General features: G+C 59.1%; 10 protein-coding genes and 1 pseudogene. 4 read left to right on the forward strand and 7 right to left on the reverse strand.

The window, feature by feature from the left end; genetic code table 11:
* Positions 1 to 687: 687 nt before the first annotated feature.
* Positions 688 to 1,143: a hypothetical protein gene (locus ABIB78_RS33815; RefSeq protein WP_429032732.1), complete on the reverse strand. Its 456-nt coding sequence runs from the start codon at positions 1,141 to 1,143 to the stop codon at positions 688 to 690.
* A gap of 701 nt (positions 1,144 to 1,844) precedes the next feature.
* Positions 1,845 to 2,933 carry an IS630 family transposase gene (locus ABIB78_RS33820; RefSeq protein WP_429032735.1) on the reverse strand — a complete coding sequence of 363 codons (1,089 nt, stop codon included), beginning with the start codon at positions 2,931 to 2,933 and terminating at the stop codon, positions 1,845 to 1,847.
* Positions 2,934 to 4,516: 1,583 nt separating this feature from the next.
* Between ABIB78_RS33820 and ABIB78_RS33825 the strand changes: the two genes are divergently transcribed.
* The 4 genes and pseudogenes from ABIB78_RS33825 to ABIB78_RS33840 form a co-directional block, all read left to right on the forward strand.
* Positions 4,517 to 5,029 carry a hypothetical protein gene (locus tag ABIB78_RS33825; protein ID WP_429032738.1) on the forward strand — a complete coding sequence of 171 codons (513 nt, stop codon included), beginning with the start codon at positions 4,517 to 4,519 and terminating at the stop codon, positions 5,027 to 5,029.
* Positions 5,026 to 6,162: a molybdenum ABC transporter ATP-binding protein gene (gene modC / locus ABIB78_RS33830; protein WP_429032741.1), complete on the forward strand. Its 1,137-nt coding sequence runs from the start codon at positions 5,026 to 5,028 to the stop codon at positions 6,160 to 6,162. Before ABIB78_RS33825 ends, modC begins: the two co-directional genes overlap by 4 nt.
* A 706-nt stretch (positions 6,163 to 6,868) precedes the next feature.
* Positions 6,869 to 7,423, forward strand: coding sequence for a peroxiredoxin (locus ABIB78_RS33835; protein WP_429032858.1), 555 nt, complete (start codon positions 6,869 to 6,871; stop codon positions 7,421 to 7,423).
* Between the two features lie 6 nt (positions 7,424 to 7,429).
* A pseudogene (locus tag ABIB78_RS33840) lies at positions 7,430 to 7,537 on the forward strand (alkyl hydroperoxide reductase); the annotation flags it as partial.
* Positions 7,538 to 7,890: 353 nt separating this feature from the next.
* On the opposite strand, the gene ABIB78_RS33845 reads toward ABIB78_RS33840, so the two are convergent.
* The 5 genes from ABIB78_RS33845 to nifV all read right to left on the reverse strand — a co-directional run bounded on the left by ABIB78_RS33845 (position 7,891) and on the right by nifV (position 13,657).
* Entirely contained in the window at positions 7,891 to 8,187 is a 297-nt protein-coding gene (locus tag ABIB78_RS33845) for a ferredoxin family protein (RefSeq protein WP_429032743.1), read from the reverse strand.
* Between the two features lie 39 nt (positions 8,188 to 8,226).
* Positions 8,227 to 9,534 carry an FAD-dependent oxidoreductase gene (locus tag ABIB78_RS33850; RefSeq protein ID WP_429032745.1) on the reverse strand — a complete coding sequence of 436 codons (1,308 nt, stop codon included), beginning with the start codon at positions 9,532 to 9,534 and terminating at the stop codon, positions 8,227 to 8,229.
* 11 nt (positions 9,535 to 9,545) lie between these two features.
* Positions 9,546 to 10,655, reverse strand: a complete 1,110-nt coding sequence (locus ABIB78_RS33855) for an electron transfer flavoprotein subunit alpha/FixB family protein (protein WP_429032747.1) — start codon at positions 10,653 to 10,655, stop codon at positions 9,546 to 9,548.
* A 998-nt stretch (positions 10,656 to 11,653) separates the two neighbouring features.
* Positions 11,654 to 11,995, reverse strand: a complete 342-nt coding sequence (nifW, locus tag ABIB78_RS33860) for a nitrogenase stabilizing/protective protein NifW (RefSeq protein WP_429032749.1) — start codon at positions 11,993 to 11,995, stop codon at positions 11,654 to 11,656.
* 474 nt (positions 11,996 to 12,469) lie between these two features.
* Positions 12,470 to 13,657 (reverse strand): homocitrate synthase, encoded by a 1,188-nt coding sequence (gene nifV, locus ABIB78_RS33865; protein WP_429032861.1) that lies wholly within the window; start codon positions 13,655 to 13,657, stop codon positions 12,470 to 12,472.
* Positions 13,658 to 13,692 lie beyond the last annotated feature (35 nt).

Consider the following 13,692-nt stretch of genomic DNA (forward strand, 5'->3'; position numbering starts at 1 on the left):
GGGCATTCCTTGAACCACCGCAAAGTCCTTCTCGCAAAAGAACTTTCGCTGATTCGCGCCCCGATGCGCCTCAACACTGTGAGAAATCCGGGTTAAATGCCTCTCTGACGTTCGTATTTGATCGCGCACCGATCATCCTGTAGAACGCAGGAATTGTGCAGCGCAGAGGATCTGGACGCCCGAAAAACGTAGCGATCCTCTGCAAATTCTCGTCATAAGCCCGGCGTAAGGTGATAGTGATTGACAACAGCCTTGCATCGAACCGGTCGCCACTTCCGCCGAGGAATGGGCGGCAATCTGCACGTTCTCAGACGCAACCAATCGGCATGAATACGGAGCCATGGACCGGCTGCACACTGAAGACCCGCATGGTTGATCGTTTCCAAGACCAGTGAACCAACATCTGTGATGACGTCGATTGATGATAGATTAAGTGAGATCAGATGGGTGCGGAACGAGATCTGGCGTTGTCGTAGATTGCTTAAAACGGAGCTGCCTCACGTAGAACGTAAGGTCGTTGAGAAGCGTCTACTTGAACAGCTTTCTGCCTTTGAACGGCTCTTGAGCTTCGCCTTTCCTTTGGCCTTGCGCTGTGAAGTGGATTCGACCAAAAGCACCACAATCGGACCGAGCGACTCTACTGAAGCGCCCATCTCGAACGCCGGAACGGCATAAACCCGGCTCCTCTCAGGGGTCGATGCGTGCCGAATCTCCGCCCTCGCGGCCGACAATCAAGGCCAAGCTAATCCCGCACAGAGCCGCTCTGAGTTGGAAGGCCACCCGGGGATGAGCTTCCCGACGTTCACGTTCATCAATTTTTGGCCAGCTATAGCCGATTTGGCCAGTTGCCGGAAACTTTGAGCTGTCGACGATATCGCCATAGATTGACGGATCCATGGATTGATGAACCGTACGGATTGCCGAACGAAGTCCGGCCGTAACCACCTCAAGCGTGCACGCCGATATATTCTCCGGACCAGTTCCAGCGAACTGATGGCAACTCATCAAATTTCTCCGAATTGGCTGCACGGCCGTTGATGACCGCAAGCGGTGCAGCCGCCAAATACGCACTTCAGATCGGATCACCATCTCGCGATGCGCGCACGCGCCCTCTCGATTCGCGCAATCGCGCTTATCATTCATGCAGCTCACGTGCCGCCGGTGACTCAATTGCGAGCCGGCAGGATGACGCTTGCAGCTCGATCAGCTCTAGAGAGAGACCTACCTGGCGAAAGCTCAGCGGCCCATTAGTTTGGGGCACGCGTCGCTTATGTTTCAAAACTTCCGTTCGGGCGGTTCACTCTCGCTGGAGGACGATCGGACATTTGTTGACGCGTCGTTTCGGTCCTCCCTTTCTCTGCGCCGCGGCTGGCATTACGCGGCGACATTCGATACCTAAGCTTTTGAAGTTGTCCTTGAGACAAAATATGGCAGCGTCCACGTCGCTACGTCCTGTAAAGTTGTCACAGAGGCGCATCACGTCTGGCCTGCACGACGTCAAGACCTCCTCTGCGCGCCGCTCTCGCGCCCGAGCGTATCCCGTGCAGCACGTGGCAGCGATCGCAATTGCCGCGAAGACAGTTGCATGGCGATGCGAATTGTAAGTCCAACCCATTCGTCGTTTTCGATTCACCGAACCCCTCTTAAGTCGCATAGGCTTCACTATTCTTCTTCCCCGTGGCCCTCATCTGTTTGCCGGAAACTAGACAAACGCCGCGGCAGCGAGATGCGGGCCCGCCGTTCATTGCGGCACTCACCCAATCGTCGTGCCCGGCCCCGCGCAACGCACCTACTGCGAGCACCAAGACACGACAGAGATCGGCCACACTAGTGTTCTGACTCATTCATTTGCATCCGGCTTTAGCGATCGCGAGCGCTTTTTTGGCTCTGCGGTGCTTTGCAAGGATGGATTTGGCGCTGGCGGTCCACTTGAAGGGCTTTGGGTTTTGGTTTCGATGCTCGATCCACTCGTCAATCGTGGTCTTGAGTTCGGTGACGTCGTTGAAGGTTCCTCGCCGGATGCGCTGGCGAGTGATTTCGGCGAACAGCCGCTCGACGAGGTTGAGCCAGGAACAGGATGTCGGCGTGAAGTGCAGTGTGAAGCGTTTGTGTCGCGCCAACCAGCGCTTAACGGCCGGCGTCTTGTGGGTGGCGTAGTTGTCGAGGATCAGGTGCAGATCGAGATGTGCGGGCGTCTGGCGGTCGATGGTTTTCAGGAACGACAGGAACTCGTCTGCCCGATGGCGCGCCAGACATTCGCCAATGACCGTACCGGCCGCCACATCGAGCGCGGCGAAGAGCGTTGTGGTGCCGTTGCGCTTGTAATCATGGGTCATCGTGCCGGCACGGCCCTTTTTCAAGGGCAAGCCCGGCTGCGTGCGGTCGAGTGCCTGGATTTGGCTCTTCTCATCGACGGAAAGCACCAGCGCCTTCTCCGGCGGATCGACGTAAAGGCCGACGATGTCCTCGACCTTCGCGACGAAGTCGGGATCGTTGGAGATCTTGAAGCTGCGCACGAGATGCGGCTTGAGGCCGTGTTCGGCCCAGATGCGCTGCACGCTCGTGTGGCTGATGCCCATTTCTTCCGCCATCGATCGCACGCTCCAGTGCGTGGCATTGGCGGGGCGTTCCTTCACGGTCTTCTCGACGACCTTGAGCTTCATGGCAGCGCTGAGTGGCTTTCGGCCTGGCGGCTTGGAGCGGCCCTTGACCAGACCACCGATGCCGGCCTCCGCAAAATAGTCCTGCCAGCGCCAGACGGTGGTCTTCGAAACCCCGACCTCACGCATAATCGCCACGACACCATGTCCGTCCGCCGTCATCAGCACGATCCTCGCTCGCTTAGCGATCTTCTGAGCCGTGTTTCCATCGGTGAGCAGATGCTCCAGTTCCCTGCGAACCTTGCGATCAAGTACAATCAAGTCATTTCCCATGCCGCGAGTGAATCATGTTCGCGACAAGTTTGGATTCAAATGTCAGTGACAGAACACTAGCAGCGCGCACTTTGCGCTTGTGACATTCGCGACGTTAGCTACCAATATGATGCTTCTGCAAAGGTCTCCGATTCTGCTTCGCAATGCCTACAACCTGACGCCACGGTCGATTCAAGCACTTTGGGTGTCGCGCAAGTGTGAATACGCTCTGAGACGAGCACATCTGCATCTCGACGTGAGCCAGCAGGGCACACCCTCGACAACTGCACGCCTCACCGGCCGCGGCGCGCGCGAAACGTCATCCAATGTTGGTTATCCCCCGCCCAGTGTGGGGGTAAAGGGCGTCGCAATGTGCACAGCGATTCCGTCGAATCGACCACCGACAAGTTGCGTCAACGCAACTACTTTGTTCGGCGTCCGGCCATGTCATAAACCGGCAGACTAACTAAATGCAGCTTTCGGTGCTAAGCGTCAAGGCGTGAGGTGATGGGCCAGAATACCTGATCTGGACGGTAATTGTCGCGTCTGTGACGGACGCTTGATTCCGCAGGTCAGTCCGTGGTCCTCACGGTAGCAACACTCCGCGCTGTGAATGCCGAGGAATACGGCGCAGGCACTCAGGCCCGCCGTCACGAACTCAAGATGCACGGCCTCTACGCGCAGCTCTCAGTCGGACAAGAAAATTGCGGACTTCTGAGCTCCTGCCCCTACCGGTAGGCTTTCGCGACAGTCGCTTGGGCTTGCGGCCAGGCCCTGAGAGGTTGCCAGCCGCGACTGCTACCTCAGGCGCGATGAGCTCCTCAACGGGTCGTTCGGTTGTGAACCGCCTTTCGCTTTCAAATGCTGAACAAGGCGTGCGTTTCGGGACGCGATCGTGCGAAGTGTCACGGCCTCGACCCGAATGACCTTCGCCTCATTTGTTCTTCGGCAACTCGATCGCTAAGGCGTTCCAGTTAGGCGGTCTCTGACCGAGTAGTTGCGAACAAAGAAGTCCAGCAGCTTGAGCTCGGCATAACCGCCGGAGTGTTCCGTGATCGGCGCCGGTGTTGATGAAATCAGGAGATCGTTCAGGAGTTCGCGCGTGGCGCCTCATCCCTCGGTGTTGCGGGGGCGATCGCGCGAGGCTGCGGACAGGGCTCGGCCGTGATCCACATGAAGTGACGGCAGCTCGCGTCTTTGAACTGTCCATCCGAGGGATCACTAACTTTCTGGTGAAGTGGTCAAAAGCCCTCGGTGCCAATGAGCCAACCTTCTCCTACGCGCAGATCGGAAGGTGCGGACAAATTGGATGGTGCCAGCTTATGTTCTACTCTAACGGGATCGTCAAAACACCATCAACGCAAGAGGCAATGGTATCATCCTTAGCCCCCATCTCGTCCCTCCTGCATGTCGGGTTGATGACGCGAACGTCCGAAACTTAACAATACGATGTGGTCAGCCGCGCGCTGGGCCCGACTCTATGCGAGTTTCCCATGACCAAGCCGGCCGCGCACGGTATTCCTTGAATCGGCACGGGGATTGCTGGATGAGGAGCAAGGAGTTGCCGGAAGAAAGCGGTCGCGGCGGACATCCTCGGGGTCCCAATGAGGCTTATCCAATTGACTCTAATCGATCTGGCTTTGACGCTGCTTGCGCCTGAAATTACAGAAGCCATGGATGTGGGCTCCCGCGCGAACTTCGCATTGGCTACCAAAGCTGTGGCGCTGTTCAAGCGGGTTGTCCACCCCCAGGCGGTATTGAGCTCTGGTGATAGGCGACACTTCTACAGCCGAACAACACAAGCCGTACAGTTCGTGCCAGCGGACAGCCACGGTAAGGCCAAGCTGGCTGAGAGTTCCGCGATTTGCCTGTTTCACCGGCAAGCGCGCGCGGCAGCGTTCGATTGCCACGATCCTCGATGGCGCGGAGACGCTCAAGATGCCAGGTGTGCGGACACCATCGATCTGCAATCCGGCCGCCGCAAATTATGGCTTCCTCGGAGCGGAGACGCCGCGCTGGAGCAAAAGAGGCTGTCTTGTCGCCGGCATGGCGATCATCGCCTTTGCGCCATCCTTCTCGGCACCATGGAAGGATACAGCACAGGCGCGGGCACGTGAGAGAAGCAAAACCGGGCTATATTGAAGTTGCCTTCAACGGCTCTCGCGCCAACGTCCCGCTGGATGCACAATTCAGCGTACCCGCCAACGGGGTTACGGCAATTTTCGGCGCGCCAGGGTGCGGCAACGCCACACTCGCGCGCTGCATCGCGGGCGTACAGCGTCTACCAAGCGGATTTTGTGCGATCGATGGCGAGATTTGGCAGGATGAGACCACGTTCCGGCCGCCTCATCTGCGTCCCGTGGCATATGTATTCCAACGACCAATTCTTTTTTCTCATTTGTCTGTCAAGCGCGCCCTTCTGTACAACGCGTCGAAATCGAAGCCGACACTCATCGATTTTGATGGCGTGGTCGAATTGCTCGGCTTGGGGCCACTGCTTGATTGCTCGCCGTCACGTCTTTCTGGCGCAGAGCGACAGCGGCTTGCCTTGGGCAACGCGCTGCTAGCGCAACCTCGGCTACTTTTGCTGGACGACCCGCTCACTATGCTCGATCGCTCCGCCAAGTGCGAGATCCTGCCGTTTCTGGAGTGCATGCGGGAAAAGCTCCCACTGCCGATGATCTATATCAGCCATGACATGGCTGATATCGAGCGCTTTGCCGATCGTCTCGTCATGATGAAAGATGGCATTGTGACTGCGGTCGGGCCGCTCAACGTCGTTCAGAGCGATCCCGTGCTTGCGGCGTGCGGCGACGCAGCGGTCTGCCTTGATACCGTGGTCGGCGGCTATGACGGGCGCTATGGGCTGATCATCCTCCGCCTCAAAGGTGCGCGCCTTTTGATACCTGGAGCGCCGCTTAGACCGGGCGCGCAGCTGCGGCTGCGCATCGCAGCCGGCGACGTCAGCATCGCGTGCGAACCCCCGCGCGCAAGCTCCTTCCTCAATGTCTTTCCGGCACGCATCAAAGCCTCTCTGCCGTTCGACGAGGCTGAGGTCACTTTGGTTCTGGCTGTCGAAACTGCCCGCTCGGGCGTGCCGCTTCTGGCGCGCATCGCGCGCCGCTCCTTTGATGCGCTAGGGCTCAGCAATGGAATGAACGTATTCGCGGAGGTTGCGCGCGCCGCGCCGGTTGCGGTCCCCGAGCGGTTGCTCATAACGCCTTCCACATCAGCAGGAAACGTTCGATAGGTAAGCGCCGGCACGAGAAACGAGCGGCATTAGGACTACGGCCATGATCGACAATCTTGATGAAATCGCTCCGAATTTCGTGGGGGCAATTCTCTACCGGCCGAAGGACGACGTCGATCGGCTGCTGGCCGATCTCGCGTGGCGAGGCGTACGCGTCGGCGGACTCGTCCGGCGACACGAGAGGGGTGCGGCGGCACGCACGTTATGCTCGCAGTCGACGTTGCGACCGGGCAAGAGATCTCGATTGCCCAGCCACTCGGCAGCGGCGCTATGTCCCGTAAGCTCGATACAAATGTAGGTGCCGAGGCCGTCGCTGTCGTTTGACCGGCGCTTCGCGACAAAGTCGATCTCCTCGTGATCAGCAAATTCGCCAAATAGCAAGTGGCTGGCCGCGACTTGCGTATCGAATTCGTTGACGCGATCACCCGCGGTGCACCACTTCTGACAGCCGTTCAAAGAAGATGTCTGGACTGAGGATGTTGCCACGCTGCTGCTTGCGATCGTCAACTCGGGGAGCAATGGTGGCGCGGCTCGCCGCATACACGCAGTGTGTTGGACAGGCGATTCAATCGAACCATGGATCAAATGCCCGCAGCCAGGCCACCGGGTGGCGTAGTTAGGACAATCGGATATTGAGAACGGATGGCATATGGCTTGCTTCACCAGTGAGGTCACGATCTCCGGAAACAAACCTTGTGAGGGCAGTATGCTTGGAATTGGAAGTCAGTTGCCGCCGTTCGAGATCACAGGCGTGAAGCCCGGCTTTCAGGCTCAGGAAGAAGACGGGCAGAGCGCATTCGAGAAGTTGACCGAAGCGAGCTTTCCAGAAAAATGGAAGATCATCTTCTTCTATCCCAAGGACTTTACCTTCGTCTGCCCGACCGAGATCGCTGAGTTCGCCCGGCTTTCGAAGGAATTCGTCGACCGTGATGCGGTGGTACTGGGTGGCTCGACTGACAACGAGTTCTGCAAGCTCGCTTGGCGCCGCTCACACGCCGATCTGCACAATCTGCCAATCTGGCAGTTTGCCGACACCAAGGGAACGCTGGTCGATGGCCTTGGTGTACGTTCACCCGAGGGTGTCGCCTATCGCTACACCTTTATCGTTGATCCGGACAACACAATCCAGCACGTCTATGCGACCAATCTCAATGTCGGGCGCAGCCCCAAGGACACGCTGCGCGTTCTGGACGCGCTGCAAACCGACGAGCTCTGTCCCTGCAACCGCGAAATTGACGGTGAAACCCTGAAGGTTGCTTGAGCCAGCATGTCCTCGATCGAACAGTTGACCGATAAGATTCCCGATTTCGCCAAGCACGCCAGGCTCAACCTGACGTCCTTGGTGGCCGATGAGACGCTCTCGCCGCAGCGACGGACCGCGGACGTCAGTTCCGAAGCGATCCAGACCGCCGTGCGATTTTCCGCGATCGTGCAGTCAGTGGCTGTCGCAATCGAGGCCGATGGGCCTATCTCCTCGCAGGCGACAGGCTGAGTCCTCCTCTGCCATCGATCGACAGCGTTGTGGCGCCACTCAGCCGCGCCACGATCGTCCTTCGTGTTGGTCCCGGGAGACAGTGATACCCGCAAGCTGTCGCTTGCGGAGCATCCCCTTGAAAGTTGGCGTCTCGCTCGAATTTTGACTTTGCTCCGAAGCGAGGCGGAATGCGCCACAAACAGGTGAGATCCTGTCGCTTAATGGCGATCACACCGGGTCCCTTCGTTGCTTTCTCAGCCAAACTTGAACAGCACTCCATATCCGCCGCGCGGGTGGCTCCATTGGATATCGCCGGTGGGCTCGGCGATCACGCGGCAGGTGCCGCACTCGATGCAGCCGTCGACGGTTATCTCAACCTGGCCATTGTCGTTGAGTTCGTAGCATCGCGCCGGGCAGGCTTTCAAAAGTGCAAGTAGCTGCGGCGATGGCGTCGTGTGCGCGCGGACCTTGACGTGGGGGCGACCGACGTCAACAAGATAGCGGTTGTAGTACAGTTTGTCTTCCACGCGCACTGAGGGTTCGACATTCATGTTTTGGCCTTCCATTGCAGGACTTCACACTCTTGCCGATCAGCGCCAGGCCCGGGCAAAACGACATGCATCGCCGAACAGACCTGTCCATGACCGCGCCTTGACAAAGGCTTTCAGGGTCGCCTTCTCCTTCTCAGCCTTCGGCGTACCATCGACGCGCACAAAGTTATGCATCGCTTTGGAGATGAGTTGTGGATAGGTGAGAAAGAAGTTTCGCGAGTTGGTATGCATCAGGGGCGGCAAATCCTTGTACTTCTTGAGATCCTTCATGACGAAGGAATCGTCCAGCATCTTCTTGTAGAGCGCCAGATTTGCCGCGGTCATCGGCTCGCCGCGCGATTTCACCAGGCCGATCGCTTCGGCCGCGATGCGGCCTGAGGTCATCGCGAGATTGGAGCCCTCGCGATGAATTGCATTGTTGAGCTGCGCCGCATCGCCTACCATCACCCAGCCCTCTCCATAGAGCTGCGGGATCGACTTGTAACCGCCTTCAGGAATGAGATGCGCCGAATATTCCTTGACTTCGGAGCCTGCTATCAGCGGCGCCACAGAGGGATGCTTCTTGAATTGCTCAAGCAAGCCATAGGGCGTCCGGGCGGTACGCTGGAAATCGGCGACGAGACAGCCGATGCCGAGCGAAATGCACTCTTTGTTGGCATAGATGAAACCCATTCCGGTCATGCCGTGGGAAATGGTACCAGCCGCCTCGATCACGACGCCTTCATCGCCCTTGAGATTGAAACGCGCCTCGATCGTCTCGCGAGCCAAAAAGTGCATCTCCTTCACCGCGAGCGCAACGTTATCGGGTGTCGGCCGCGGGCGCAGGCCCGCGCGCGTCCCAAGCAAGCCATTGACACCTTCAGCTAGCACGACGACGTCAGCGTGTATTTCGCCGTCGCGGCGGTCCGTTCGAACACCGACGATCCTTTCACGGTCGTCTCGTGCGAGCTCGGTGACGGTCGTCTCGCACAGCACGGTCGCACCGGCCTCCCGCACCTTCGACGAGAACCATTTGTCAAACTGCGCACGTATGATCGTGTAGCGGTTCGGCCGCTCCTCATTAAAGTCGTCCGAGCGGTAGTGCATGCCAACATGGGAGCGGTCGTCCATCATCCAGAACCGCTGTTCGATCAGATGGCGTTCGAGCGGCGCCTCCTCGCGAAACTCAGGGATCAGCTTTTCCATCATGTCGGCATAGAGGATTGCGCCCTGCACATTCTTCGATCCGGGATATTCGCCCCGCTCGAGCTGCAGCACCTTCATGCCTTGTCTGGCCATGGTCAGCGCCGCCGCGTTGCCGGCCATACCGGCCCCGACCACGATCGCATCGAACCTCTCTTCAATCATCGTCATCTCCTCTAGACCGCGATCCGGGCGCGCGAATTCGGCAAAAGCCGGGCACGAAATGCCGCCGTCAGCGCCGGTAGCAATTGCACGGCGTCACTGACGATTGCGATATGGGCGAAGTCGAAGATCGGAGCGTGCTTGTCGGTATTAATGGCGACGATCAGATCCGCTCCCTCCACGCCGACCCGATGCTGGATCGCGCCGGAAATGCCGGCAGCAATATACAGCTTTGGCCTGATGGTCTTGCCGGTCTGGCCGATCTGCCGGTCAGACGTCACCCACCCTTTTTGCACCAGAGGACGCGAGCAGCCATATTCAGCGCCGAGCAGAATTGCGAGCTCCCGCACCAGCCGAAAATTCTCAGGCGATCCCAGTCCCAGGCCGCCCGCAACCACGACATCGGCGTAGGCGAGATTGGACGTTTCGGAATCGCGGTCGGGGATGAACGACAGCACTTTCGTGACAATATCGTCTTCGACGAGGCCGAGTGGATGGATGATGATGCGAGCGGCATCGCGTACGACGCGCTCAGGCATCGGCATGACCCGCGGGCGGACGGTTGCCATCTGCGGACGATAATTCAAGGTATAGATCGTGCAGAGCAGCGACCCGCCAAAGGTCGGACGCGTCGCCGCGAGGGAACCATCGGCATCGACATCGAGCGCGGTGCAGTCGGCAGTAAGCCCCGTCGACAAGGTCGTGGCCACGGAACCTGCGAGATCGCGACCCAGCGTCGTCGCACCCAGCAGCAGGATCTCGGGCTTGTAGGTGTCGACGAGTTCGGTCAGCGCTTTGGTATAGGATTCGTTGCGGTAATCCGACAAGACATTGTCGCTCACGAGATAGGCCAGATCGGCGCCATAGCAGAAGGATTCAAGCGCGGCGTTACGTGTGAGCTGCCCCTCCGGACCAATAACGACCGCGGCGAGATTCACCTTCAACCTGTCGGCGAGCCTGCGCCCCGCACCCATGAGCTCCCAGGAAACCGGATGGACCTGCCCGCGCTCTAGCTCGACGAATACCCAGACATGCTTGTAGGTCTTAAAGTGCTCCGGCAGTTCTTTTTTGGCTGCCGCGCGGCCGGCCGCTGCCGGCGTCGGCGTTTTGGTGACATTGCTCATGCTCTAAATTTCCCTCAAAAACACGCGCGCCCGCGCCACAGGTTTGCTCTCTAGCTTCGGATAACTGAAGATCACTTTTGATCAGCAAGTGGCCGGCCGGCTACTCGTCTGCTCCATCTGCTCGGTGCAGCTTGACCGCACAACGAGACGCGTCGTCGCGGCAGACTCGCCGGGCGGGCCACAATTGGAGAGGTCCTCGACACTGGTCTCTTGCGTGCTCCATTCGACGAGCGCCACCAGCGGCGGCCAGGCCGCTGCGAGGGCTGTGACCGGTCGTTTCCATGCATGAGTTGATGTGTCCGCTTGCCGCGCGAGACCCGCGCCTCGCTATCGGCCCAGCGCTCCCACATTGAGTCTGATCGCAAAAGCGATCCTGGCATCGCACCTGTTACGCAATCCGTGCCCGGGCTCCAGCGCCCACAACTCGCACTGGCCGCCGTTTGCATCTCATCCTGACGCATGTTGCTATCCGCCTTGCGATGGATGCAGCTCTGCGCACTGTTGCGGACCTGCTCAATGCGGACGGCTATGTCCATACTCTCTCCACATGTAGCGTCGAAGGGCGACTTAGCCATTGACCACCATCTCACGGTCGACGCTGGCTTCGATCGCATCAAAGGCCATTTCGAACGGACCCGGCGCGCATGAGCCATGAGACGTATCGCTCGGCAGGCAGTAGAAGCAACGTCATAGGGTCTTCCTTCAATCTCATCGCGGACGACAATCGTCTGTCGGCGTCGATGACCGGACAGACACGACAACAGCAAGTGTTGTACCAGTTGCAAAAACCATGGAAAGTCAGTCGAACGCAATGATTTTGGAGAGACTTAAAATGGCCGCTGACACCGCTGACACGACCAGTCCAGACATGGGTCGGGAATACGACAGCGCCGCTCGGATCATGACTGCAGAAAGTTGTTCTGAATGAAGGCGAAGGCTTCGCAAGCGGGCCGCTACGGCGCCGCTTGGGGCAAACCTCACTGGCAGTGGACGCGAGATCACTTCAGCGCGTTCAAGGGGACAAAAGCCGGAGGCTTGTGAGTGTCTGCGACGGCATCCTTCAAAACCTTGAACACTCTCTGGTCGATCGGTGTCGATGCCACGAAATCGGCATAGGCCTGCTCCAGCATCGCTTTGCACCGCGCTCTGATTTCCGGCTCTGCGGCACCAGCGAATTGCTCCTTGGCAAAATTTTGTCCCATGCGCCTTAGGATGTGAAGGCGCGCGACATTGACGATCCTTGGGTTGTAATCGACGCCAAGCAGCGAAAAAAACTCCTCCGCCGACGAAGCCTTGCTGAGCCGATCCAGGATACCGGCTGCCGGGGGTGAATTGATCATCGAGAATCTCCTTTGGATTAGCTCGTGGACGTTCAATGAGACGCGATAGAGCCGATTGCTCCTGCTGCAGTGCTAGCTCGCACGGCTCATGCGGGCGCCAACACCTGCCCCTGAAAAGCCGACGCCCTCAACTTCGCTACCCAGATCAGCAGGCGGTGACGACGTCCGTCTCGATGGAGGTGCAGCATCAATGGCCAGACCGCGATCAATGTTGACGTTCGTCAGGGCGGTGGCCGGACCGGAAAGCAGCCGCACGGGGAGCCGCCGCTTGGCAGTCCGGGGACAGCTCGCGATTGGATAGCAGGTCACAGCATGTATGCCGAAATGGCCAGCAAGCTCTGGAGCTGAGATCGCGCCAGGGGATCTGGCATGCGTAAGCAAGACGTCGTTCCCGCCGATCAGCGACAACGGATAACGTCCTTGCGGCGCGTTGGTTTTCGAATGGTCGGCGCAAACGAAGGTGAACACGGCTCTTCACGCGGGGTGGGTTGCCAGGCATCCGCACGCGTCGTGCCAGATCGCCGCCACCGTTTCGCGCCCGACCGGCAGCTTGTGCTCGATGGCATGTTTGCGGACTTGCGACAGGATCTGTCTGGCCTGATCGGCGCCGGTGACGAGTTGTAGTTCATCGAGTAACTCGGTGATCGCCGCAAGTCCGGAATGCTTGCCGATCACAAAGCTGTTGCAGCGGCCAAGCAAAGCAGGATCAAGCGACTGATAGGTGCGTTGATCCTTTAAGAGGCTATCGACATGAATGCCGGATTCATGCGTAAATACATGCTCTCCGACGATGGCCCTGTTCAGAGGAATCGCACGTGCGGCCGCGGCTGCCACCACCGCGGCAACGTTCTCGAACTCCGGCAGTACGATGCCGGTCTCGCGCCCGTAGAGCTGCTTGAGTGCGACCGCGATTTCCTCGAGCGGCGCATTTCCGGCCCGCTCACCCAGCCCGATGACGGTCACCGAGGCGTGGGTCGCGCCAGCCTTGATGGCGGAGAGCGTATTGGCAGTCGCCAGTCCGAGATCGTCGTGGCCGTGAAATTCGAGTTCGAGATCGGTGGTCGCACGCAAACTCCCGACCAACGCGTAGGTTGTGTCTGGATCGAGCACACCGAGCGTATCTGCAACACGAAAGCGACGCGCGCCTGTGGCTTTTGCGGTTGCCATCAGTCTGACGAGAAAATCGATGTCGGCGCGGGAAGCGTCCTCACCGCCGACGGCGACCTCAAATCCCCGCTCACGGGCATAGCCTACCACTCGCTTCACCTGTTCCACCGCCCGGTCGCGATCACCGCCAAGCTTGGCCGCGATCTGCACATCGGAAGTCGGGATCGACATATTGATCATGGACACCTTTGCTTCGATCGCCGCGTCGACGTCCGCTTGCCGCATCCGGCACCAGCCTGTGGTGGTCGGCGGAAGATCTGCTTCGACCATGGCGCGGATGGCTGCGATCTCCTCGTTGCCCATCGCTGGCGTTCCCGCCTCGATCTCCGTGACCCCGGTCCGCGCCAGCGCCTGCGCGATCGCCAGCTTTTCCTCTGTGGTGAACGCAACGCCAGGGGCTTGCTCGCCGTCGCGCAACGTCGTGTCGTTGAGCACGGTGGGCTCGGCGCGCGCCTGATCGGACCAAGACGGTTTGGCGGCGGTGGTGGCGGCAATCACGCAAGGGCTCCTCATTGTTTGACCCGCATATG

Origin of the sequence: Bradyrhizobium sp. I1.14.4 (assembly GCF_050435825.1) — a bacterium.
Lineage (GTDB): Bacteria > Pseudomonadota > Alphaproteobacteria > Rhizobiales > Xanthobacteraceae > Bradyrhizobium.

What these genes read in the sequence shown, in the direction of transcription:
- ABIB78_RS33815 (WP_429032732.1), bottom strand. Translation starts at nt 1,143, where the DNA reads ATGAATGATAAGCGCGATTGCGCGAATCGAGAGGGCGCGTGCGCGCAT.
- ABIB78_RS33820 (WP_429032735.1), bottom strand. Translation starts at nt 2,933, where the DNA reads ATGGGAAATGACTTGATTGTACTTGATCGCAAGGTTCGCAGGGAACTG.
- ABIB78_RS33825 (WP_429032738.1), top strand. Translation starts at nt 4,517, where the DNA reads ATGAGGCTTATCCAATTGACTCTAATCGATCTGGCTTTGACGCTGCTT.
- ABIB78_RS33835 (WP_429032858.1), top strand. Translation starts at nt 6,869, where the DNA reads ATGCTTGGAATTGGAAGTCAGTTGCCGCCGTTCGAGATCACAGGCGTG.
- ABIB78_RS33845 (WP_429032743.1), bottom strand. Translation starts at nt 8,187, where the DNA reads ATGAATGTCGAACCCTCAGTGCGCGTGGAAGACAAACTGTACTACAAC.
- ABIB78_RS33850 (WP_429032745.1), bottom strand. Translation starts at nt 9,534, where the DNA reads ATGATTGAAGAGAGGTTCGATGCGATCGTGGTCGGGGCCGGTATGGCC.
- ABIB78_RS33855 (WP_429032747.1), bottom strand. Translation starts at nt 10,655, where the DNA reads ATGAGCAATGTCACCAAAACGCCGACGCCGGCAGCGGCCGGCCGCGCG.
- nifW (WP_429032749.1), bottom strand. Translation starts at nt 11,995, where the DNA reads ATGATCAATTCACCCCCGGCAGCCGGTATCCTGGATCGGCTCAGCAAG.